21 protein-coding genes and 2 riboswitches are annotated in these 24,795 nt (G+C 39.6%); all 21 genes read right to left on the bottom strand.

Annotated elements, in window-relative coordinates; translation table 11 throughout:
• Positions 1-255 precede the first annotated feature (255 nt).
• Positions 256-2,319 carry a glucose-specific PTS transporter subunit IIBC gene (gene ptsG, locus V7121_RS19945; protein WP_335501904.1) on the bottom strand — a complete coding sequence of 688 codons (2,064 nt, stop codon included), beginning with the start codon at positions 2,317-2,319 and terminating at the stop codon, positions 256-258.
• Between the two features lie 191 nt (positions 2,320-2,510).
• The gene (gene glcT / locus V7121_RS19940) at positions 2,511-3,353 is read right to left on the bottom strand and encodes a glucose PTS transporter transcription antiterminator GlcT (RefSeq protein ID WP_335501901.1); all 843 of its coding nucleotides are present in this window, start codon (positions 3,351-3,353) and stop codon (positions 2,511-2,513) included.
• 94 nt (positions 3,354-3,447) lie between these two features.
• Positions 3,448-4,575 (bottom strand): ABC transporter permease, encoded by a 1,128-nt coding sequence (locus V7121_RS19935; protein ID WP_335547555.1) that lies wholly within the window; start codon positions 4,573-4,575, stop codon positions 3,448-3,450.
• Positions 4,568-5,767, bottom strand: coding sequence for an ABC transporter permease (locus tag V7121_RS19930; protein ID WP_335501896.1), 1,200 nt, complete (start codon positions 5,765-5,767; stop codon positions 4,568-4,570). The genes V7121_RS19935 and V7121_RS19930 overlap by 8 nt, the downstream gene beginning before the upstream one ends.
• 12 nt (positions 5,768-5,779) lie before the next feature.
• Positions 5,780-6,718, bottom strand: a complete 939-nt coding sequence (locus V7121_RS19925) for an ABC transporter ATP-binding protein (RefSeq protein WP_335501913.1) — start codon at positions 6,716-6,718, stop codon at positions 5,780-5,782.
• 153 nt (positions 6,719-6,871) lie between these two features.
• Positions 6,872-8,200 carry an NCS2 family permease gene (locus V7121_RS19920; RefSeq protein WP_335547554.1) on the bottom strand — a complete coding sequence of 443 codons (1,329 nt, stop codon included), beginning with the start codon at positions 8,198-8,200 and terminating at the stop codon, positions 6,872-6,874.
• A 113-nt stretch (positions 8,201-8,313) separates the two neighbouring features.
• Positions 8,314-8,415: riboswitch (purine riboswitch) on the bottom strand.
• 242 nt (positions 8,416-8,657) lie between these two features.
• Positions 8,658-10,178 carry a glutamine-hydrolyzing GMP synthase gene (gene guaA / locus V7121_RS19915; protein WP_335547557.1) on the bottom strand — a complete coding sequence of 507 codons (1,521 nt, stop codon included), beginning with the start codon at positions 10,176-10,178 and terminating at the stop codon, positions 8,658-8,660.
• A gap of 148 nt (positions 10,179-10,326) precedes the next feature.
• A riboswitch (purine riboswitch) is annotated at positions 10,327-10,430 on the bottom strand.
• A 78-nt stretch (positions 10,431-10,508) separates the two neighbouring features.
• Positions 10,509-12,722, bottom strand: coding sequence for a transglutaminase TgpA family protein (locus tag V7121_RS19910; RefSeq protein ID WP_335547552.1), 2,214 nt, complete (start codon positions 12,720-12,722; stop codon positions 10,509-10,511).
• Positions 12,719-13,939 carry a DUF58 domain-containing protein gene (locus V7121_RS19905; RefSeq protein WP_335547550.1) on the bottom strand — a complete coding sequence of 407 codons (1,221 nt, stop codon included), beginning with the start codon at positions 13,937-13,939 and terminating at the stop codon, positions 12,719-12,721. Before V7121_RS19905 ends, V7121_RS19910 begins: the two co-directional genes overlap by 4 nt.
• On the bottom strand, positions 13,939-14,880 hold the full coding sequence (locus V7121_RS19900) for an AAA family ATPase (RefSeq protein ID WP_335501908.1): 942 nt from the start codon (positions 14,878-14,880) through the stop codon (positions 13,939-13,941). Before V7121_RS19900 ends, V7121_RS19905 begins: the two co-directional genes overlap by 1 nt.
• A 202-nt stretch (positions 14,881-15,082) precedes the next feature.
• The gene (arsC, locus tag V7121_RS19895) at positions 15,083-15,505 is read right to left on the bottom strand and encodes an arsenate reductase (thioredoxin) (protein ID WP_335547548.1); all 423 of its coding nucleotides are present in this window, start codon (positions 15,503-15,505) and stop codon (positions 15,083-15,085) included.
• Positions 15,506-15,531: 26 nt separating this feature from the next.
• Positions 15,532-16,587 (bottom strand): ACR3 family arsenite efflux transporter, encoded by a 1,056-nt coding sequence (gene arsB, locus V7121_RS19890; protein ID WP_335547546.1) that lies wholly within the window; start codon positions 16,585-16,587, stop codon positions 15,532-15,534.
• A 26-nt stretch (positions 16,588-16,613) separates the two neighbouring features.
• The gene (locus V7121_RS19885; protein ID WP_420490628.1) at positions 16,614-16,958 is read right to left on the bottom strand and encodes an ArsR/SmtB family transcription factor; all 345 of its coding nucleotides are present in this window, start codon (positions 16,956-16,958) and stop codon (positions 16,614-16,616) included.
• Between the two features lie 239 nt (positions 16,959-17,197).
• Entirely contained in the window at positions 17,198-17,332 is a 135-nt protein-coding gene (locus V7121_RS19880) for a Ger(x)C family spore germination C-terminal domain-containing protein (protein ID WP_335501884.1), read from the bottom strand.
• Between the two features lie 47 nt (positions 17,333-17,379).
• The gene (locus V7121_RS19875) at positions 17,380-17,475 is read right to left on the bottom strand and encodes a hypothetical protein (RefSeq protein WP_335501882.1); all 96 of its coding nucleotides are present in this window, start codon (positions 17,473-17,475) and stop codon (positions 17,380-17,382) included.
• A 507-nt stretch (positions 17,476-17,982) separates the two neighbouring features.
• A complete protein-coding gene (locus V7121_RS19870) occupies positions 17,983-18,690 on the bottom strand; it encodes a hypothetical protein (protein WP_335547545.1) in 708 nt (235 codons plus the stop codon).
• A gap of 179 nt (positions 18,691-18,869) precedes the next feature.
• A complete protein-coding gene (locus tag V7121_RS19865) occupies positions 18,870-19,502 on the bottom strand; it encodes a fumarylacetoacetate hydrolase family protein (protein WP_335501879.1) in 633 nt (210 codons plus the stop codon).
• A gap of 527 nt (positions 19,503-20,029) precedes the next feature.
• Positions 20,030-20,578: a DUF2179 domain-containing protein gene (locus V7121_RS19860; RefSeq protein WP_335501877.1), complete on the bottom strand. Its 549-nt coding sequence runs from the start codon at positions 20,576-20,578 to the stop codon at positions 20,030-20,032.
• Between the two features lie 179 nt (positions 20,579-20,757).
• Positions 20,758-21,726, bottom strand: coding sequence for a carbohydrate kinase family protein (locus V7121_RS19855; RefSeq protein ID WP_335547544.1), 969 nt, complete (start codon positions 21,724-21,726; stop codon positions 20,758-20,760).
• 28 nt (positions 21,727-21,754) lie between these two features.
• Complete coding sequence (locus V7121_RS19850; protein WP_335501874.1) at positions 21,755-23,230, bottom strand: sucrose-6-phosphate hydrolase; 1,476 nt, start codon at positions 23,228-23,230, stop codon at positions 21,755-21,757.
• A gap of 58 nt (positions 23,231-23,288) precedes the next feature.
• Positions 23,289-24,740 (bottom strand): sucrose-specific PTS transporter subunit IIBC, encoded by a 1,452-nt coding sequence (locus V7121_RS19845; RefSeq protein WP_335501871.1) that lies wholly within the window; start codon positions 24,738-24,740, stop codon positions 23,289-23,291.
• Between the last annotated feature and the right edge of the window lie 55 nt (positions 24,741-24,795).

Raw genomic sequence — 24,795 nt, 5'->3', positions numbered from 1 at the left:
AGTTTTCAAAGAACAATTCCGTTACTTCGTTCGAAGCAACTTTATAACTATATCACCTCAGTCATTCGTTGTCAACAACTTTTTCATTGTTTTTAACACCGACAAGTTATTAACTCGTCATTAACGACTGTTTTAATATAATACCACCGTGTCTGAAGCACGTCAACATAATTCTATAATTAATTATACTTATCCCAACTTTCTTCTATTATAAATAGAAAAGCCGGCTCTATTATTCAGAGCCGGCTTCTTCGTTTACTTCGTAATCTTAATGATTCCTGCTTGTCTTAACTCAACCTGACCTTGCTTGGTAATCACAACTTTTTCCCCTTCAGCTAAGTTCGTGAAGACGATAGGAGTGATAGTGGATGTCGCGTGTTCTTTAATGTAATTTAAGTCAACTTTTAATAATGGTTGTCCTTCTTCAATAATGTCATTTTCAGACACTAACGTCTCAAATCCTTGACCTTTTAAGTTAACCGTATCAATACCAACATGAATCAAGATTTCACGACCTGTATCAGATAAAATCCCAATCGCATGTTTTGTAGGGAACAGGTTTACGATTTTTCCATTAACCGGAGAAACAATTGTTCCTTCCGCTGGGACAATCGCAAAGCCATCGCCCATCATTTTTCCAGCAAACACCTGATCCGGCACTTCAGTAATCGGCTTGATTTCCCCTTTAACAGGAGCGACGAATACTTCATTTTCACGTGCCTTTTGAATTGCTTCAGAATTATTTGCCCCACTTGGCTGTGTAGCTGCTGAATCCACAGAAGCTGTACGAGGTCTCTTTCCAGACATAATATCTTTCATTTGTCCCTTAATAGTTTCAGAACGTGGTCCGAAAATCGCCTGGATATTATTCCCTACTTCAAGAACGCCCGCAGCGCCAAGTTTTTTCAATTCAGCTTTATCTACATTCTTAATATCATTTACTGAGACACGAAGCCGTGTAATACAAGCATCTAAATGTGCAATGTTATCTTTACCACCCATAGCATCTAAAATATTAGCTGCTAAATCACCTGATTTGCTTTTTCCTGTCGGCGCTGAATCCTCTTCTTCCTCTAATTCACGGCCTGGTGTTTTAAGATTGAACTTACGGATCGCAAAACGGAAACCGAAGTAATAAATCAAAGCAAAGACAAGACCTACAGGAATAACAATCCACGCATTTGTTTGTGGGTTGATTAATCCAAATAAAATATAGTCAATTAATCCACCGGAGAAGGTCATCCCGATTTTTACATTCAATAGATGCATTGTCATAAAGGATAATCCTGCAAAAATCGCATGGATACCAAATAATACCGGTGCAACAAACAAGAATGAGAATTCAATTGGTTCAGTGATACCTGTTAAGAAAGAAGTTAACGCTGCTGAAGCCATTAAACCTCCAACAAACACTTTCTTTTCCGGACGTGCTTCATGGTAAATCGCAAGTGCAGCAGCAGGAAGTCCAAACATCATAAATGGATATTTACCAGTTGTAAATGTACCTGCAGTTAAGTGTTGAACATTATCTTTAATTTGTTCCATGAAAATACGTTGGTCACCACGGACAAGATCTCCAGCGGCATTTGTATAGCTTCCAAACTCATACCAGAATGGTGCATAGAAAATATGGTGCAATCCAAACGGAATTAATGAACGTTCAATTACTCCAAAGATAAAGGCAGCAACTGTTCTGTTGGCATCAACCATGTTGGTTGAGAATAAATTCAAACCTGTTTGAATTGGCGGCCAGATTAGAATCATTAGCAATCCCAATAGAACCGTACTTGCAGCAGTTACAATCGGCACAAATCGCTTACCAGCAAAGAATCCAAGATAAGACGGTAATTCAATTTCGAAAAATTTATTATACATGTACGCAGCAATCAGACCGACGATAATACCTCCAAAGACACCGGTTTGCAGCGTCGGTATACCTAATACTGAAGCATAACTTTGCGGATGCTTTGCAAGGTCAGCAGCATCAATTCCTAAGGCAGTTCCCATTGTTGCATTCATAATCAGGAACCCTACAATTGCGGCAAGTCCGGCTACACCTTCTCCGCCAGCTAATCCAATCGCAACCCCAACAGCAAATAATAATGCTAGGTTTCCGAATATGACACTACCCGCCTGTTCCATAATCTTTGCAACCATTGCTACTCCACTATTGTCTAAGAATGGCGCAAGGTCAATTAACGTTGGGTTTTGAAGCGCATTACCAACTGCTAACAATATCCCAGCAGCAGGCAAGATTGCAACCGGTAACATAAGTGCTTTACCGACTTTTTGCAAAACACCAAAAGCATTTTTAAACATATAAAATACCTCCTAATTTTTTGTCTAGCTCATAAAGCGGTTACATATCAGAGTGTAATACCAACAAAAAAAGGCATGAGCAAAAAGTTCAATCAAATAAAGCTATGGATATAGATTACCCAATAGTCTTTATTTTAATTAATACTTTTTACTCATGCCTGATCGTATCAGTAACACGTAAAAAATAAGTGCTATTTAAATTTTTTTTGAAGTCGTTGCAGATGCATGGTTAAATATACTGCTTCAGCATCAAAGACTTTCAACTTTAAAGATTGTTGCATCACTTTTATGAGCTTCCATGAGAGATTATAGCATATTGGATATTCATCCTTCAATAGGGAAGAAATTTTTTCTGGTTCTTCGACCTTTTCTCCGTTCACAACTCTGTCAATTGCAAAGCGAAGGTGGCGAATGAGCCTCATATAATCGATGCCTTCTTTATCTATTTCTATTTCAAGCTGCTCCTCAACCATATCCACCAGCTTGTTAACTAGCTGGGAGTGTTGATTTACATCTGAAATATCTTTATTAGTTATTGCACTATGAATATGAAGGGCAATAAATCCAATCTCACCAATTGGAAAGTTGATTCCCGTTTTCACCTTAATAAGCTCGACAACTTCCTTAGCCACTTCATATTCATGGCGATATAATGCCTTCGTTTCCACTAAGAATGGATTTTTCATTTCCATTCCTTGTGAGGCTCTGGTTAAGGCAAACATTAAATGATCGGTTAAAGCAACATGAATATGTTCATTGAGCATTGAACTCGTTCGCTGTTTGATTAAATCAATTGAAGCAATAATTACCTCTAAAAATTCATTATCAATAAAAGGCAGCAATTTAATATAATTTTGTTGCTCTTTTTCATTTTTCAAGACAAAAAGTTTCTCCACAGAGTCTGTTTCAATAAAATCTCCGTGTTTACGATTAAATCCAATCCCTTTGCCAATCAAAACAACTTCGCCATAGGAAGGGTGTTCAGCAATCAAAACATTATTATTTAAAACTTTTTCAACTATCAGTTTCGCCATACCCATTCCCCCATTTCTACCTTTTAACCTTTTATTTACAGAATAAAAGGTAGAATACCGGAAGTCAACGACAAAAATCGACAACCTTCTGAATTTATTCAAACTTCATTGCTCGAAGCCCAATGAAAAAGAATAAAATGGAGAATCCAACTAATACCAATGAGTCTTTTAGTAGTGTACCAAAATGCAAACTTCCACTAATAATTTCTTTGAAACCAGCCATTGCCCAGCTTTGTGGAACTGCTAGTGATAATGTTTGCATCATGTCTGGAACTAAATCAATCGACCAATAAACCCCTCCGAGCATACATGTACTTACAATCAATACAGCACCGATCGCTGATGCCTGTTGTTTGGTTTTGACGAGTCCAGCAATCATGAGACCAAAGCCAACTACCGTTAAAATGACTAGCGATGCAAATGGAATGAGATAGGTTAATTTCCCCCATGTTGTATCAAACATAAGGTTCATTGCCACCATTAATATTGCAAATTGGATCCATCCCATCAGAAAATACGACAAAAGATAGCCTAAACAGATCTGGAGTTTACTTACTGGAGAGGTCATCAGTCTTCCCCATGTCCCACCAATTCGTTCATCCAATATCGTTGATGCAGCCCCGGACAGACCAAACATCATAAACATGATGGCAAAACCCACAATCATTAAATTGGTACCAGTTTGGTTAATATGGTCGGCTTGAACGAGCTGTTGTTCGACTTTAATTCCTTTATATGCCGCAATAGCCTCTAATAATTGGGGAAACGCCTCTCCCTTCTCCTTTAAAACAGATTGATGTGTAGTTTGAATTAGCTGTGCTGTTCCTTTCAAATGAGGGTATAACCCTAAATATTCTTCACTCTTTCTTTGAACAATTATTTCAAAAAGTGGGCTATTATTTTTGATACGCTCCTGGATATCTGTTGGGATAACCACGGCTGCAACTGCATCCTGCTCTGAAACATTCTTCTTAGCTTGAGACAACGAGGTGCGCTTCCATTCAAAATGAGCATTTTTCTTTAACAGGGCAACAATCCCCTTGCTGTCCTGACCATCATTTACGACAATATTGACTAGAGACTTATTTTCCCCAGAATTGACAGCCATTCCGCCAAATATCCAACTAAATAAGGCCGGCATGACAAACATTAATATGATTGCTCCAGGGGATTTAAAAAAGCCTTTCACCTGCAGCCAGATAATCGTCCATATTTTACGCATAACTTTTTCTCCTCCCTAATGAAAGGCGAATTAAGCCAACTGCACAAAACAATAAACCTAACCCCATTGATCCAGCAACGGCAGGTAGAATCTCAGCAATTGTCGCCCCCGACATAAGGTCTAAATAGGTTTGCAGGGCAAGGCCATTTGGCAAAAGTTTTGTGACCCAAAGAACCCAATCAGGAAAGAAGTATAAGGGGACCATGCTCCCTCCCAAAGCGGACATAATTTGTGTTCCGAAACTCCCCGCTACATTAAACACCTTTTCTGACTTGATAAAAGACCCGGCTAAAATTCCAAGTCCACAGGCATTAAAAACAAAAGCGAACGTCATTAGGATGAGACCGTAGATAGAGGAACCCCAATCTACATCAAAAAGAAGCTTTGTACCGAGAATAATAATGAATGCTTGTGCTAGTGAAATCATCATCAATCCGAGCATTTTTCCTGAAAGGTAATTGGTGTAGGTTAAATTAGTTGTAAGTAAACGTTTATAGACATCTTGCTCTTTTTCAAGGATCATCGCAGTAACTCCTTGAACCACTGTCATTAATAAAAACATAACACTCATAGCTGCTGCATAATATTGAAAAGAGCCGACTGGCTTTGTTTTGGCGCTGATTGTTTTTTCTTTGAGGACAGGTTGCTTTATGCTTTCAGAAGTAGGTTTTGATTGATCAATGGTTGCTTGATTGCCCGCATTGACTGGTTCTGTCAACCGTGATGCTAATACCTCGATGGAGATGGAGTTTGAAAACTGTTCAATAACGGTCTGGACAATGGTCGCTTTAATACCTGGATCTGGGACCGTTAGAAGCCTAACACTCGTTTCACTTCCAGACATTAGTGATGCAGTGAAGTTAGGCGGGATAATAATTCCGACAGAGAGTTGATGATTTTTAATTTTCTCACGCAAGCGCTCCTCTTGATAAGTCTCTAATTTGATTTGCTTGGAAAGCCCCTTCGAAAACACTTCGTTGGTTAACACTGTACTTAGAGGTCCTTTGTCTAAATTAGCTACTCCAAGGGAAAATTTTTCGATGGACACATCCTCATCCTGCTTCATGATATCCCCAAAAGCTGCCCCTAAAATGGCAATGAGCAATAGCGGCATCAATACAAGGGTAAGAAACGCCTTTTTATCACGAACGATGATGAGCATATCCTTAATAGCCAGCCACCAGAAAGTCATAATTATCCTCTCCTAATCTCTCAGGCTTCTTCCTGTTAAATGCAAAAAGACACTTTCTAGGTTGGGCTCGATAATATCCACGGAGGTCACCTTTGTTCCCGCTTTTGTTACTAGTTGGATCAAATCAGTTAGGACTAATTGTGGGTCCTTATGAAAGATGATTAGTTGATTGTCATTCAGATGAATATCTTTTTCTAAAAATAAGCTTGTTAACGTTTTGGTAAGGTGTTTAGGGTTCAATTCTTTTTGTTCCATGGTAAAGACAATTTTTGAATGATCACCAATTGTCTCCCTTAGCTCCTGCAATGTCCCTAAGGCAATTAATTCGCCATGGTCAATAATTCCAATTCGTTTACAAAGGTATTCGACCTCTTCCATATAATGACTGGTGTAGATAATCGTCATTCCTTCAGTATTTAATCGTTTTACCGTTTCTAGGATATGATTCCGCGATTGTGGGTCAATGCCAACCGTCGGCTCATCCATGATTAATAATTCAGGCTTATGTAATATAGCTGCACCGATATTGACACGTCGTTTCATTCCTCCCGAAAAGGTGTCTACCTTATCTTTCGCCCGCTCCGTTAACCCAATAATCTCAAGTACCTCGTCTACGCTTTTCTCTAGCATATTCCCTGATAAATCGTACATTCTTCCCCAAAACTTTAAGTTTTCGCGAGCTGACATGGTTTGATACAGGGCAATCTCCTGCGGAACAATACCAATTAACTTTTGGGCCTGTTTTGTATTTTTGATGACATCGATGTCTTTAATATGAACAGCACCTGAGGTGGGCGGAAATAAACCTGTAATCATATTGATGGTCGTTGATTTTCCCGCTCCATTGGGACCTAACAACCCAAATGACTCCCCTTTTTCCACAGAAAAAGAGACCCCCTTAACAGCGGCAATATTCCCAAAGCTTTTTTGTAAATCAGCTACTTTTAACATGTTCATGGGACCCACTCCTTTCACTCCCCATCATACTCAATAAATTTGGAGAAATTTGTAATTTTTCGTCTGAATATTAGAACAATTTGTGAATTTTTATATTGTGTGGACAAAAAAAGAACTGTGGCAGCCACAGTTCCCGTTAAACATTATTTATTTTAAGAAAATGAAATATAGAACAAAGATGACAAAGAAAAAGTACATAATTGGATTAATTTCCTTCGTACGGCCTTTGACCATCATCGTGATCGGATAGAAGATAAAGCCTACAGCGATCCCTGTTGCAATACTGTAAGATAATGGCATAGCAATCATGGTTAAGAAAGATGGAACTGCAATTTCGAACTTTTTCCAGTCTATTTCCCCTAAAGAAGAAACCATCAACACCCCAACTATAATTAATGCAGGTGCCGTAACAGGCGCTGTTACCACTGATAATAACGGAAAGAAAAATAACGATAAGATAAATAATCCAGCTGTAACTAACGAAGCAAATCCAGTCCGAGCACCAGCTGCAACCCCTGCCGATGACTCAATGTATGAAGTAGTTGTCGATGTTCCGAGAACTGCACCAACCGTTGTTGCGATTGAATCAGAAATTAAGGCACGTCCCGCATTCGGGAGTTTATTGTCTTTCATTATACCAGCTTGATTGGCTACTGCTACAAGTGTACCGGCATTGTCAAAGAAATCAACAAATAAGAAAGTCAAGATAATTCCAAGCATTGATGTGGTATAAAAAGAACTATCACCGAATGAGGAAAAGGCTGCACCAAACGTTGGCGCTAAACTTGGAACAGTATCCACTACACCAGTTGGTACTTTAATTAATTGAAAGATCATCCCCACAATAACAGTAATAACCATTCCGTAAAATACAGAACCATTAATTCCCCGTGTCATCATAATGACAGTTACAACTATACCGAAAATAGCAAGTAACGTTGGTCCTGCCGTTAAATCACCTAAGCCAACGAGTGTCGCATCATTATTAACGATAATCCCCGCATTTTGTAAACCCACAAAGGTAATAAACAAGCCAATTCCTGCTCCGACAGCATGTTTCAAATCAATCGGAATTGCATTGATAATTTTCTCACGAAGTCCTGTTAAAGTTAATAGAAAGAAAAATACTCCGGAGATTAACACAGCACCCAGAGCATGCTGCCAAGGAATTCCGCTTCCTAACACAACTGTATAAGCAAAAAACGCGTTCAATCCCATCCCCGGCGCTAATGCCAGCGGATACTTTCCAAGTAGTCCCATTACAATGGACCCAAGAGCAGATGCCAAGGCCGTTGCGACAAATACAGCACCGTAATCCATCCTTAAAGCATCTGGAAAGTCCTTTACGGAAGCAAGTGATAAGGTTAGTGGGTTAACCACAAGTATATAGGCCATTGCTAAAAAGGTGGTAATTCCCCCAATAAACTCGCGGCGATAATTTGTACCATGTTTCTCAAACTCAAAATACTTCTGCATTCTGTCTGCCCCCTATGAATCTATCTTTTTTAACACAAAAAACACTCCGGCATCTTCTACCGGAGCGTGACTATAGGCATGTGCAAATAAATTGAGGAAAGAAGCGTACCTCATCATTAAAGACACTGCCTCGTAGTCAAGCCATTTACGGTAGCTCGGTAGAAACTTTTGGGCCATATTCCCAAGATTATACGATGCAATTATAATTATTATTCTCTTAATTCCTTTTTTATTTTAGCAGGAAATAAACTGCTTGTAAACAAAAAATACGAACGATTTTATTTTTTATAATAAAATCGTTCGTAAATTAGTAAACATTGGTAAGCTTTATCGTCTAGCTCCAGCGACTAAGAGCGCTCCATAAGGAAGGCTTCGGCAGCATTAGCATCGCACGAAGGGAAAGCGTTAGCTTTTCCGAGGAGGCCATACGCCGCTGAACAGGGCGCTTTCGCTTTTCTTATTCCCATTCAATTGTTGCTGGTGGCTTGCTGGTAATGTCGTAGACGACGCGGTTTACGTGTGCGACTTCGTTCACGATCCGCGTTGATATCACTTCTAAGACATCCCAAGGAATCCTTGCCCAATCCGAGGTCATTCCGTCAATGGAGGTCACTGCACGAATCCCAATGGTGTAATCGTACGTTCTTGCATCTCCCATTACACCGACACTGCGAATGTCCGGTAACACCGTAAAGTACTGCCAGATTTCTCGGTCCAGCCCCGCTTTCTTAATTTCCTCACGCAGGATCCAATCTGATTCACGAACGATTTCAAGTTTGTCCTCTGAAATTGCCCCTAATACACGAATACCTAGACCCGGGCCAGGGAATGGCTGTCTCCAAACGATATCATCTGGAATACCAAGCTCGGTTCCAAGCGCACGGACTTCATCTTTAAATAGCGTGTTTAATGGTTCAATCAGCTTAAACTGCATATCTTCCGGTAACCCGCCCACGTTATGATGCGATTTAATCGTTTGTGCGGTTGCGGTACCACTTTCAATAATGTCGGTATAAAGCGTTCCTTGAGCTAAAAATTCAATTCCTTCTAGCTTCGTCGCTTCATCATCAAATACATAAATAAACTCATTTCCAATGATTTTCCGTTTTTTCTCAGGGTCAGAAACGCCTTCAAGTTTCGAAAAGAATCGATCCTTGGCGTCGACCTTAATGACATTCATATGGAATCCTTCAGAAAAAGTCTTCATCACACTTTCTGCCTCATTTTTCCGCAGCAGGCCATGGTCTACAAAAATACAGGTAAGCTGGTCACCAATAGCCTTATGGATTAGGACAGCAACAACAGAAGAGTCAACCCCGCCACTTAAGGCACAAAGAACTTTTTTATCGCCAACCGTTTCACGAATTTTTGCCATTTCCATTTCAACGAAGTTACCCATTGACCAATCGCCACTGCATTCACATACGTTAAAGACAAAGTTCCTAAGCAGTTCATTCCCATATACAGAATGTTGCACCTCTGGGTGAAACTGTACGGCATAAAGCTTGCGCTCTTGATCGCTCATTGCTGCGATAGGACAAGAAGGGTTTGTTCCATCAACAGTAAATCCAGAAGGAGCTTCAACGACAAGGTCACCGTGACTCATCCACACTGTTTGTTCATTTGGCAAACCGTTAAAGAGCGCTGATGGTTGCTGTAGGGTCATCGTTGCTTTTCCGTATTCCCGCTCTTTCGCTTTTTCAACCTTCCCATTAAAATGGACCGTCATTAATTGCATCCCATAACAAATCCCAAGGATGGGCAGACCCATTTCAAAAATTGCTTCATCACAGCGGAAGGAATTTTCATCGTACACACTATTTGGCCCGCCGGAAAAAATAATCCCTTTAGGGTTTAATTGGCGGATTTCTTCTGCAGTAATGGTATGCGGATGAAGTTCACTGTATACTCCAAATTCACGAATTCTGCGGGTAATTAACTGGTTATATTGACTACCAAAATCTAATACAATAATCATCTCGTGCTTGCTTGGCAAAGCATCCACCTCAATTTTCTCAAGTTATTGTTATTATGAACCTTTTTAGCAAAGGGTATAAAAAAAACTAGAATTCTCCCTTCCAACTATCAGGAAGGCAGAATTCTAGTTTTCTCGCAAAAAAGCTCACAGAAAATAATCCTGCCTTCATAGTCAGGTCATTATACGGTGACCCGGTAGAGACTCTCGAACCATATTTTTCGAGGATATATGAAGGAAACGTACTATATTTTGAAAAGCACTAGCACCCTTTTCAGGTGATTATACTAAACATGAATTAGTACATATTGTAACAATAGGTTGTTTTTCTGGTCAAGCAATTGTCTTTTTGATTAAATTTTCCCACAATTCATGCGAGTCTTTCCATGTTCCCTCAGGCAAGTTTTGATGATACAAATAATTTTCATAAATAATTGTTAATCGCGTCATCTCTCGCGTTGAGAAGAATGAATCAATATAACGAGCATAGTTTCTTAGGGTTTGGTGCTCCTTCCGCTTTAAGCCATAACGGTCAAGCTGTTTCAATAAGGCTAAGTACGCAGTGCCGATATTGTTGTCTTTTTTCTTGAAACGATAAACAAGTAGTAAGAAGTACGGAACCCATTTTCCGCGGATTCTGTAAAAAATTACCATCAGCCCAGCAAGAAGGAGGCCATCGAGAATCAGTAACTTCCAATGATTTTTCAAAAACAATTGGATATCAGCCCAGATTCTTTTGAAATCAAAGCTCTTATTCGAATTATCAGCTTTTTGGTTATCATCAATTTCTTCCTGTTGAGGCTTTTTGACCTGTGGTGTGCTTTTCTGTTGATTATTTGATGATGTTGTGTTGCCCGATCCGTAATTAATAGTAATTGGATTAGAAAAACCCTTCGTTGGTTCAAATGGGACCCAGCCTTGATTGGGGAAATAGACCTCCACCCAGGAGTGTGCATTATTATTTGTTACCTCATACACCTGTGTCCCTGAAGTCTCATCACTGTATTGGAGAAAATCTCCGCCAGTGAATCCTTTTACCCATCGTGTTGGAATCCCAAGCGTCCGCAGCATCACAGCCATCGAAGAAGAGAAATTGTCACAATACCCCTTTTTTGTCTCAAATAAAAATTGATCAACATAATCATCTTTGGTGTCAGGTACCGCGACATTTTTTTGGTCATAGGTGAACTCAGATTTCCCAAAGTAGCTTTCTACGGCTTTGGCCTTGTCAAACCAATTGGTTTTTGAGGCGGTAATCTCTTCTGCTAATTTCTTCACTCTTGGCGGCAGATTTTCAGGCAGCTGTGTATACCTTTGATAAAATTCCTCGTTGATAATTGATGGATTGAAATTCGCCGTTTGAACTAAGTCCGCTGCCTTGTATTTTGGAACTTCAAATTCAACTGTAAAGACCTTTGGTACTGATGGTGCATTATCACTATCAAAAAGGCTGATTCTCTCAGTGGTTGTATCAATCTCATACCGATTCCCAGCCGGGAGCATTTTTACAACTTTGTTAATTCCAGCAGGGTACATAAGATAGTTGAAATTATAGGATGGATTTGTTACGACCCGGGCAGTTTCTTTTATCGTTTCTACTGTTTTAGGCAGTGAAAAGACCGGGACAAGGTCCTCCTGACGAAATGGGATCGGCGTTGTCCCAGAAGCCAGCCAGCCTTTGCCTGTATATCGATCCTTTGTTTCCATCTTCCAATAATTCTTTCCGTTCCCTTCATACCTATATACTTGGTTGTTATCTCCGATAAACGGACCACCTAATTGCGCATCATTGGTTCCATAACCAATTCGATGGATCCCGCTCTTGTTTCGTTCGGGAACCTTATTATTATTGGCTGTTAAATAGGGGACAGGATCAGGCCAAATCGGAGCTGCTTTTGGTGCGGCTATCCCCACTAGAACACTGATGGCAATCATAACAGATAGTGGTACCATCCACCTTTTCAGATAGGTAGATTCCGTATTAATATTTTCCTTTTGAATCATTCTGAGAAGTGTCAGCATTCCCATCACAGCAAATCCTGCAACCACCGTTCTGACAATTGCCGCCTTTGCCACATATGGCGTAAATGTATCTAGAACCGTAATGTAGACGATGGTCATAAAGCAAAAAATTAAGATCCGTTTTCTGTTTAAGATCCAGTAACTGATCAAGTAAACCATGAGCCAAAGAAGGATAAAAAATAAGAGCGACCTGAATTCACTGGACAAATCATTCCAGTTTCTAGCTCCGAGCAATCCCAGGTTTTCCGTTATATCCCTAAAGAAGTCCTTCATCCATGTGGAATGAAAGAGTCCTTCTTCATAGTGAAGCCGGTTAATGGAATAGAGGATATAGATTAATTTTATACTGTATTTCCACACCCATTTCACATTAAAAAAGGATAAAGCAAATGAAATGATGATAAAGATAATAAACATCTCAATATGATCTGTATCTGTTAATTGTTCAATCGGTCGAAGCCATTCCCACAAAAGAAAAAAACTAAAGATATATAACAAGAATGAAGAAAAGTCCCTGTTAATCACCGAGAATTCACCTCCGAAAAAGCCGCCATGTATTCGCCTTCATGTACCAAGACAATCCGGACTCCCCGAGCATTGGCTATTGCCATCAGTGATCGCTCATTTTCTGTTGGCGCGTCGTTTTCTCCCTTCATCAGAAAAAGGGTAATCGTTCCGCCTTTTCGTTGTCCAAGAAAGCTCGCTTTTTCAATCAGCGGTTTGGTAATTTGTGCAGTCACAAGCATAAAGGAAACCGTTTGCTGAACGAAAAGACCATCTGTATCCAATACCTTTTCAAAGGATGAGATACATTTCGCATCTATTTTGGCCAGATGATAAAAAAGTTGTTGGAGATGCTGTTCCCCACCGCGAATCGGAAAAGATGCGCGTTCCTTACTGATCGTTAAAAGACCGGTCTGGGCTCCCTTTTTCAAAATAGCCCGCAATAATGAGGCTGTAAAAGAGACAACTGGCTCAAAATGTTTATGCGGTAAACAATCCATGACCACAAAAACATCATGGGATTGCCGCTGTTCAAATTCCTTCGTCATCAATACATTTCGTTTCGCGGATGCTTTCCAGTTAATCCACGAAAAGCGGTCACCCGGCTGGTAATCCCTCACCCCAGTTACCATTGAGGTATCACGCTGCACACGTTCCTTTGAAGCGGTTAAGCCTGAATCATACTGATTTTCAAATGATCGATATAATAGCTCGTTATATGCGGGATAGACCACAATTCTACTTTGGATTTCGAGTTTCTTTTCTTTTTCAAATAATCCGAGTGGGTCGCCAATTCTTAAAGTAAAGGAGTTAAAAAGATGTTCCCCGCGCGGCAGCTCGTCAATGATATATTCATAAGATAATTCCTTTTTCATCCCTGGAAGAAGCAGGGCCTTTGGTTTCTTTTGTTGGGGTGCAAATTTTAAAGAATCATTTAACTGGTCCTCAATCAGTAAATAAAAGAGCGGAAAAGACTTCGCTCTTTTCACGATCACTGTCACCTTTAAAGGCTCGCCTGCATTGTAATCAGTTTTTTGTAAAACCCTCGTCACTTCAAGCTCATTTAAGGAGTATAACGATAAGGAGACACAATAAATCGCAAACGGTAAAAAGCTATAGAATAAAAACCAGCTAACAAATCCTCCTTGAAACATGGCGTAGGAAAAAGTTAGTAGAATAAAAAAAAGCAGCAGGATAAACTTCCATACTTTTTTCAGTGCGCTCCAAACTTTTTTCATTATTTCACTAGCCTTTGAACCGGAACTGGGACTCTAGCAACCACCTGGTTCACTAATTCTTCTGCCGAAATCCCTTCGAATTTTGCCTCTGACTTTAAAATAATCCGGTGTGATAAGACAAAGCGAGCTAAATATTGAATGTCATCGGGCAAAATGTAATCGCGGCCATACATATAGGCATAGGCCTGGGCTGCTTTCATCAATGCAATTGACCCCCTAGGACTAGCGCCAAGATAGACACTGCCGTGGCCCCTAGTACGATTCACGATATCAACAATGTATCGCTTGATTGTGTCATCGACGAACACCTCTTTGATTTCTCTTTGCAAATCGAGAAGTCCTCCAAGATCAATGACTGGGGTTAACTCCTCAATCGGTGGGACCCTTTGTGCTCTGTTCAATACTTCCATTTCCTCTTGTAGGTCTGGGTAACCCATTCTCATTTTTAATAAAAAGCGGTCAAGCTGGGCTTCGGGTAGCGGATAGGTTCCTTCATATTCAATCGGATTTTGCGTTGCCATCACAAAAAATGGCTTGTCCAGTTGATGGGTTACACCATCAATCGTGACACTTGCTTCTTCCATCCCTTCTAATAACGCTGACTGTGTCTTCGGGGAGGTCCGGTTAATTTCATCAGCAAGAATTATGTTCCCCATTAATGGACCCGGGCGAAATTGAAATTCCATCTCTTTAGGATTATATATGGAGACTCCAGTTACATCAGACGGTAACAGGTCCGGGGTGAATTGAATTCTACGGAAATTGGCATTCACAGACTTAGCCAAAGCACGGACCATCATCGTTTTCCCGACCCCAGGCACGTCCTCCAAGAGCACATGGCCACCGGCTAATAAAGCAACCAGACTAAGTTCAGCCACGTCCCTTTTTCCGATCATAACCTTTTCAATGTTTACTAGTATTTTCTCAATCGTGGGATTCATTTGTTCAAAAGACAAGATGTTACCTCCTTGCATGATTACTACCTATTTTTGGGCATTATATGTAAGTATTCGAGGTTTTCCTGAAAATTCCTGTATTCTTTGACACGGAATATTCGAAAATACGTAAATATAATGGAAAAAAGGATGAATCGACGAAGGTTCTTCGGATTCATCCTCTTTTAAATAGATTACATTAGTTTGCTTACTCACCGGTTTCCGCAAAACTCTTAATGCGATCTCCGATTTCGTCACGGACACGTTGGAAGAATGCCCATTTTTCTTCGTCATTTCCTTGAGCCTTTGCTGGGTCATCAAAGCCCCAGTGAACTCGTTTTACATGTGGAGGAGTTACAGGACAGTGTTCTGCTGCATGTCCGCATAACATAACAACCAAATCAGCATTGTTTAAAATTTCAGGGTCAATAACATCAGATGTCTGGTTTGAGATATCGATTCCCGCTTCTTTCATTGCTTTTACGGCATTGGGGTTTAATCCGTGTGCTTCAATCCCAGCACTGCGTACTTCCCAGTCATCTCCTAAATGTTTCTTTGCCCACCCTTCCGCCATTTGACTTCTGCAAGAGTTTCCTGTACATAAGAAGTAAAGTTTCTTTTTGTTTTCCATGTTGAAATCCACCTCTATTATTAGTTTTAAGCTGCATGTTCTTTAAAATATTTTCTTTTAAACCATAATGCTACATTGACTAACGCAATCATGACAGGTACTTCCACAAGTGGTCCAATAACGGCCGCAAAAGCTGCACCAGAATGGATTCCAAATACGCCAACAGCCACAGCAATTGCTAATTCAAAGTTATTACTTCCAGCTGTAAAAGCAAGCGTTGTTGTTACAGGGTAGTTCGCTCCAATTTTCCGTCCCAGGAAGAAGGAAACAAAGAACATTATTACAAAGTAAATCAATAAAGGAATGGCTATACGAGCTACGTCTAATGGCAAGCTTACAATAGCGTCCCCTTTTAATGAGAACATAAGGATAATCGTAAATAGTAAAGCAATTAATGTAATAGGACTAATTTTAGGAATAAACACTTTTTCGTACCATTGTCTGCCTTTAGCCCTTACCAATGTAAAACGTGTAATCATACCAGCGATAAAAGGTATTCCAAGATAGATGAAAACGGATTTAGCTACTTCTATCATCGTAATATTGACAACTGCCCCTTGGATTCCTATCCATTCAGGGATGATCGTTACAAATACATAGGCATAAACAGAGAAGAATAACATTTGGAAAATAGAGTTGAATGCTACTAAACCAGCAGCGTATTCTGTATCTCCTTTAGCAAGATCATTCCATACAATAACCATCGCAATACAACGAGCTAAACCAATCATGATAAGACCAACCATATATTCTGGTTTATCAGGAAGAAAAATAATAGCTAATAAAAACATTAGAATTGGTCCAATAATCCAGTTTTGTACAAGCGATAAAGCTAAGACTTTTACATCTCTAAATACTCGCCCAATCTCCTCATAACGAACTTTAGCTAATGGTGGATACATCATTAAGATTAAGCCAATCGCAAGTGGAATAGATGTTGTTCCTATCTGCAAGCTGTTCATACTGTCTACAAATCCAGGAGAAACAAATCCTAATCCAATCCCTATTGCCATAGCAAGAAAAATCCAAAGCGTTAGGTATCGATCCAGGAACGATAGACGTTTCTTTTCTGTATTACTCATTTTCTCACTCCCTATTTATAATAAAGCTAACAACCGCATTGAAGCGTCGGATTCGCTTTTTCAATCTGTTTGATTTTTTCAGTCTGAACTGGTACATGCTCCAAAATATCTTCTATAAGCCCATACAATTCATTCTGTTGATTCAGGGAATAATAAATCCATTGTCCTCTGCGGTCCTCTTTAACCAGACCTAAGTCTTTTAGTTTTCGAAGATGCTGACTGACGGATGGCTGACTCATATCAAACACTTCTAAAAATTCACAAACACAACATTCTCTTTGTTTCAAAATGGCCACCATGGTTAAGCGTGTTTTATCCCCTAATAACTTTAAAACACCCGCAGCCTTTTCTAAGTCCACTCTAGATTCCAAAACAAACACCTCCTTATATAAACAAATAACTATATACTTATTTAAAATTTATTTATTGATTATTCATATTTTATAAGTTCTGCATTATTAGATTAATATATAATTATTTGCTTATATGATAAACCAATAAATACTCAATATCAAGAAATCTATTGTAAAGTTAATGTAAATAAAAAGGATTGATAACCCTAGCTACCAATCTCTTTTACAGTTATAAAAATTAGATTAATAAAAGCTAATTATTTTTTCTTTGATCCAATCATTCCGTAATCCTTTATCCTAATCGATACATCATAGGTGATGGGAATTTCACTAAATTTTTCATCCCAATTGCCTTTTACATTTTTCCAAACATTAGGATATTGTATTCGCAATTGGTTGCCAAATCCTCCAACATCTACCCCGAATTCCTTTTGCGTTTTTACCGTTTTTGGAAGGCTTTTACCGTTCCGCTTTTACCTTCTCCAGTTATCCAATTTATACCTTCAATCTCTTGCTTATTAAGAATCCCAATCATCTTGTTTGTTTTTCCTTTTATTACGGCCGCTCCATCAAATTCAATTTCTCTCTTTTTAAAGCAATTAGTTGTATAAGGAAACTGGTCTGTAAGTTCGACTTTTTAGGAAGTAGTCTATAGAAAGTAATTCACAAAGCAAAAATGCCTACTCTTAGATAAGAAGTAGACTAACTATTCAGGCATACGAACCTTCCAATATCGCCCAAATCATCTATTGCCAATCCTATTTTCCAGGATGAGGTAATACTTCTTGCCTGTGTGATAGCACTGTCACCTTATCTACCAGCTATTCGCCTTATTTGGTTGATATCTCCTCGAAATTTGTAGATATTTCCCGGGAATTTTGTTGAAATTTGGAGGTATGTCCGTATCGCGTAGCGCTATAAGTCCGTCAATATCAGTTAAAGAGCGCTCCATCAATCATCATCCCATAAAAACTCTATCTATTTCCTTATATCGCCTGGCGATATGAAACAATTAAGCAAAAAAAAGCCCTCAACAGGCACCTTATTTTCGGAATATGGAGAAAATCCATTCCCATCTTTCTTTTGGTCTTTGTATCGCTTCTTCCAAACGATTATTAAAATCATTTTGTAAATGCCATTCTTTTTCCAGTTCGTCCTGAATTTTTTGTATTTCTTTTTGTAAGGATTCATTTTTTTGTATTTCTCGTTGCAGCAATGATTCGAAATGGGTATTTTGTTGTTCAGTTAATTTTTCAATTTTCGCCTGTGTTTTTTGCGCCGAATTGGCAATATTAGAACTTATTACATGGTGATCTTGCTGGAGCCGTGAAACCGTTGTTTTCAGCTGTGACATATCGTTTGTCAGTTGTACATTCATTTCACGCGTGGCTGCGAGTTCATTTACTAAAACCATTAATATCTCTTTTAATTGATTGGGATCTTGGGGTAGATTTTCATATGTATCGGTTAGTGCAATTTCCGTCTCATTAATCTCTACTAATCTTTCCTTTTGTTGATACACAAGGTCTTTAGCTGTATCGTCTAGAGGCTTGTCTGTATCGCGTAACGCTATAAGCGCTCCGATATCAGATTGAACAAAGATACGCCGATCGCCATCTTTTAAAAACTCATAGCCATTCCGCTCCAAGATTTGGCCATACTTTCGAACAGTTGGTGTTGCAATCCCAACTTCTTCTGCCGCTTCCTTGGAAGTGAAAGCTCGTTCATTCGATTGTATATCACGTCGCATATCGGACCTCCTTTTCTATTAAATATGAAGGTTTTTTGATAGATTTGCAAGTGTTATATCGCCTAGCGATACGGAACAATATTAAGGAACAACCCATCCTTTTTTGATGCAGTCACCATAACATCAATTCCTTCATACATATGAAAAAGAAATCGAGATGAAACGTAACTTGTATAATTTTATTTATCTTTCAATGAAACGGAAAATTCCCCAAGTGTATTTTCTCCCCATTTGAGAGAAAATTGATCACCTTCTGCAGCCGGTCCAACTCCCTCAGGTGTTCCTGTGAAAATGATATCTCCTTTCCCAAGGCCAAAATGTAAGGCGGTAAAATCAATTATGGTCTGCAAATCAAAAATCATATTTTGAATATTTCCAAGCTGCACTTGCTCACCATTTTTAATTAGAGCAAAATCGAAATGCTTGCAATTTTCTATACCCGGGAACTCAATAAGTGGGGTTAATACAGCTGAGTTTGGAAAGCCTTTTGCAAGCAGCCAAGGATAACCCTTTTTCTTCAACTCGCTTTGTACATCCCTTAGTGTAAAATCAATCCCCAATGCCATCCGGTCAACAAGTTCTTCAACATTCATTCCCATTTCATAAGACTTAGCGATATGTATAACCAATTCCACTTCATAATGAATAGTTCCACGGTCCCCCGGCAAACTAATCTCTTGTCCACATGCCTCCACCAAAGCGTGCGTCGGCTTAGAGAACAAAAAAGGCGAGGTTGGAACATCATTATTCAGCTCCTTTGCATGTGAAACATAATTCCTGCCTACACAGTAGATATTGCGAATGTTTTCCATTAGTAGTCCCCTTCCAATTGCTCAAACAAGCAAAATTTAATATCCAAATTCTCTATAGCAACTTCGGTAACATAGGATGTACAGCTAAGCTAGGTGTTCTACGCTACATTTGATAATGTGCTTACCCACGGTTTTCACTAGATCCCCTTCTCGACAAGATTCTTTATACTAAGAGGGATAAAACACAGGTCTTGCAGGATTAGAGGCTCTTCTAATCAATCGTTTGATTAAAACTAAATCAACTAATTAAACGTTCGAATAAATAGCTGGGAAACCATTTAAATAGTTGAACTTTGCGCTCCTTTTAAAAGAATTTATTGTCGTATAAAAAGTAGTATTGTTAGGAATTAACTTAAAAACAGACAATAGAAACTAACGAATTACATATTCTAACGAGTAAGAACAATTTATTAACTAACTAAACGTTTGATTGAAAGTACAGTAACCCCTTCTAAATAAGGTTTTTTCCTATTATCTTGATAAATATATTGTCGAGGTAGACTCCTGTATTTCAAATATAAGAAGAGTTATATTTGTTTAATAGTGTTCCCTTTTTTCAAATGCTTTTTCATCGCTTTAATTAGGTAACCTCCTTTAAATCTACGCGGCTCATAAGAAATGATAAATGCTCTTGGCTCGTATTCTTCAATTAAATCCATCACTTCATTTTCACGGTTTCGCTTTGTTAGGATTTCTAATTGAAATCTTTTACTATCACGACCCATCCCTTCAAAGACGGTAACTCCGAATCCTTTAATTCTCAATAAGTCAATAAGTTCTTCATTCAATTCCATTAAATTCACAACTAAACATGTGTAACCAATGGCTAGCTTATTTTCTATCCGTGTCCCAATATATAATCCTACTCCAAAACCTACAGCATAAACGATCATTTCAGCAATGCTTTGGTGACCCGAAAAAACTAAGGAAAGACCAAATACATAAATTAGGGCCTCCAGTGTTCCAAATGTTGAAGCTGCCACACTCATATTCTTCACTAAAAAAATGGTCCGAAGTGTCAAGATAGGGACATACAGTAATTGAAGAGCAAAAATTAATATAATATTTAGTAACATAAGTAACTCCTCGCAATTGAATTATTGTTTAAGTAATTGTGTTTCAATATCAGCCCATTCATTTTATCATGCATAGCCAACTTTTCACTCCCCAAAATATCAAAATCTTTTGATAGATCAAGAACATAAAAGAAAAGGCCTTCCAACAGTTTACCAAACTGATGAAAGACCTTCTCCTATCACTTTCCAATAAGCTCCTCAACTTCCCTCTTAGTCGGAAGAGCAGAGATTGCTCCTTTTCCTGTTGTAGTGATAGCACCACTAGCATTCGCAAATTGCAATATTTCTGTTTGATTGCCCCGTAGTACTTCCTCGAGGTTGGCCGGGTTTGCTTTCAATTCGAGCAATTGATATAAAAATCCGCCTATGAACGCGTCACCCGCTCCGGTTGTGTCGACCGCTTCAACAGAGTATCCTCTCGATTCAAACACTTGACCTTTTAAAATCAAATCCGCACCTGCAGCTCCCTTTGTGTAGACAACTGCCTTCACTTTTCCAACGAACAACGATTGTATCGCATCCGACTCATCTTTTATTCCCGTAATAAAATTTAGCTCTTCATCGGAAACCTTTACGATATCCGCCATCGGTAAAAATTCGAGAATTGCCTTACGACAATCCTCTGGATTTTCCCAAAGCGGAAGCCGCACATTAGGGTCAAAGCTTATCAAGCCATCCGCCTCTGAAACAGCTGCGATCGCCTTTATATGCGCCTGTTTCATCGGGCTTTCGACAAGATCAACCGAGCAAAAGTGGAGAATATCCCCCGCTTGGAACCATGCTGGCTCAATCTCTTCCTCGCTTAACAGCAAATCGGCAGAAGGATTACGGTAAAATGAAAAATCACGTTCCCCGTTTTCTTTTAACGAGACAAATGCCAAGGCCGTATTCGCCTCACTAGTCCGATATACTTTGTCCATTTCAACACCAGCCTCGACTAGCTGCTCAATTAGAAAGTCGCCAAACGCATCATTTCCTAATTTAGAAATCATTGCTGCTTTCTGCCCATATTTTGCAACGGCCGCCGCCACATTTGCTGGTGCCCCGCCAGGTGCTCTCTCAAAAGAAAAAACATCCTTTAAGGCCACCCCTTTTTGAAGTGGAATAAAATCAATTAACACCTCACCAATCGAAAAAAGCTTTCCCATTCTGTCACCTCAACTAAGTCTAATAAGTTTATTGGATATCCCATTTAACAGCCTTTACATTCGTTTGTCCACCACGAGAAAATACACGGATTCCATTACTATTTTCACCAGGAAAAATCCGTCCGGTAAATACTTCTTCCCCATTATTTACAAACACCTCAACAGAGGAGACATCAACAAAGATTCTGAACGAAATCTTTTCGGCGTCCAACCTACATTTCCGAACGGTACCAAACTCCTCAGCAAAGGATTTGCCCGACCCAGTCCGGTCAAATGCAACCTTTTTTGCAATCGCATCATATTTAATTACGGTTTTTTCTACTTCTCCGACCCGAAGCTCCAAACCAAACTCCTCCGCTGTACTATCAGAGAATTCCGCAAGAAGTTCATACACATCTCCTTCGAAGTTATCCAAACTAACATTTTCATTCTCAACTGTTTGACTGGTTTCTACCTTCTCCCCACGAAGCAATACTAGCTCAGGCACTGGCTCCTGAACCAACTTTCCAGCTTTAACCGATAGCTTCCGAGGGAGTGTTAAACAGTGTGCCCAGCCATTTTTATCAGTAGGATAGTCAATCTCCGGTAATCCCATCCAGCCGACTAAGATCCGGCTCCCCTGATGATCCACTGTCGATTGTGGTGCGTAAAAATCAAACCCGCGATCCAACTCATGAAATGCACCATGCTTTAATTCGATGTTCTCAAAATCTATTGGACTTCCAATTACATACCCAGATTGATAAATATTTTGATAATGGTCGCCTTCTGCTTTTAACCCTTGTGGGGAGAAAAGGAACACACCTTGCTCATCCAGCTCAAAATAATCCGGACATTCCCACATATAACCAAAATCTTCTCCTAATCCAGTCTTCACTTCACCCACAAACTGCCAATCTTTTAGATCGTTAGAGCGATATAAAACCACACTTCCTGTCTCATTTTTCCTTTGAGCACCAATCACCGCATAAAAGTGGTCCCCATGTTGCCAAACCTTTGGATCGCGAAAATGCTCGGTATAGCCACTTGGAATATCTGCAATCACCGGTGCATCCTTTTTCTCAATGCTTCCATCCGGACTCATTACTGACAAACATTGATATGGGTATCGATTCCAATTATTATCGCGCGTGTTACCCGTGTACATTAAATATAATTTCCCATCATGCTCAATTCCACTTCCGGAATACACCCCATGACTATCAAATTCATTCGACGGCTCAATGCCCAATCCAACATTTTCCCAATGAGCAAGGTCTTTAGACTTCGTATGATACCAATGCTTCAACCCATGAACCGGCCCTAGCGGAAACCATTGATAGAATAAATGATATTCCCCATTAAAATAGCTAAAGCCATTCGGGTCATTTAACAATCCTGTCGGCGGCTGAATATGAAAAGTCTGCCGCCATGGGCATTGATTGACTAGTTTGGCTAACCCTTGAATTTCCTCTTCGGTCACGTCGTCCATGCCTCTGTATCGTTGTTCGGTTGTCCATTCCATGCTGATTCACTCCTAATACAGAAAGGAGAATCACTGGATTCCCCTTTTCATTCTTTTATTATGCAGCTGATTGACCAGATGTTTTTTTGACTGCTATTTTTTCTTCTCTCTTCGCTAAAACAATCGTAACGGTAAATGCTACGGCAAACGCAATGGCCATACCGATAACATAAGAAATAATGGTATCTGGGCGAATCGAGATGATTCCTGGTATACCCGCTGCACCTAACGCAGTCGCTTTAACCTTGAATAGCGTAACAAAGCCTGACCCGACAGCAGAACCAATAATGGCACCGATAAATGGATAGCGTAATTTCAAGTTAACCCCAAACATCGCAGGTTCCGTAATTCCTAATAAGGCAGAGATCCCAGCTGCTGAAGCGGTTCCTTTGATCTTGGCATTTTTCGTTGTCTTTAGCACAGCAAGTGTCGCTGCTCCTTGCGCAATGTTTGACATTGCCGCAATAACGAAGATAAACGATCCGCCCGTTTTCGCAACATCGGCAAGCAATTGCGTTTCTACGGCAATAAAGCTATGGTGCATACCTGTAATAACAATTGGTGCATATAGTAAACCGAAGATGATTCCACCAATGACACCAGTTGTGTCATATAACCAGACAATTCCATCTGTTAATAGATTACCAGCTGAGCGTGTCAGCGGTCCCACCAAAGTGAACGTTAAAACTCCGGTAATAAAGATAGAGAGTAACGGTGTTAATAGATTGTCTAAAGAAGAGGGAACAACCTTTCGTAAAGACGTTTCAATTTTTGCTAGAATAAAAGACGCGGCAAGAACAGGAAGTACGGTTCCCTGATAACCTACCTTTTCAATTTCTAAGCCAAAAAGATTCCAAACCGGGACCTCATTTTTCAGTAACGCGGCACCGTAACCGTATCCATTTAATAAGTCCGGATGAACCATTAGCATTCCAAGTGTGGCTCCCAGGAAAGGATTTCCTCCAAACCGTTTCGTTGCTGAAAAACCAATTAGAATTGGCAAAAAGACAAAGGCTGCATTAGCAAATGTATTAATGAGTGCCGCTAAATCCGCCATTTCTGGATTGGCATCCACTAAGGATTTTCCTTCAATAAACAAGTCTGGGGCCGTTAAGATATTGTTAATTCCCATTAGTAATCCGCCAGCTACGATCGCTGGGATAATCGGAACAAAAATGTCTGACAGCATTTTGACGAATCGCTGAATCGGATTCAGGTTCTTCGCTGCCACATCTTTCACATCACTCGTTGACATTTCCGTTTGACCAGACATCTCCGCCAAGTGTTTATAGACCTCGTTCACCGTTCCAGATCCTAAGATAATTTGAAACTGACCTCCCGTCGAAAAGGTCCCTTTCACAACATCCATGTTATTCAACGCTGCTTGATTAACAATTGATTCATCCTGTAAAACTAGGCGTAAGCGTGTGGCGCAATGCGCTGCAGCTGATACATTTTCCTGACCACCGATGGCATTAAGAACTTCCCGTGCAATTTTTTTATGATCCATTTTAATCCCTCTCTTTTCATTTGATTTGACTTAGGAACCGGTTCCAAAGTTAAGT

The organism is Neobacillus drentensis, assembly GCF_036962125.1.
GTDB lineage: Bacteria > Bacillota > Bacilli > Bacillales > Cytobacillaceae > Neobacillus > Neobacillus drentensis_B.
This window is presented reverse-complemented; position numbering and strand designations above follow the sequence as displayed.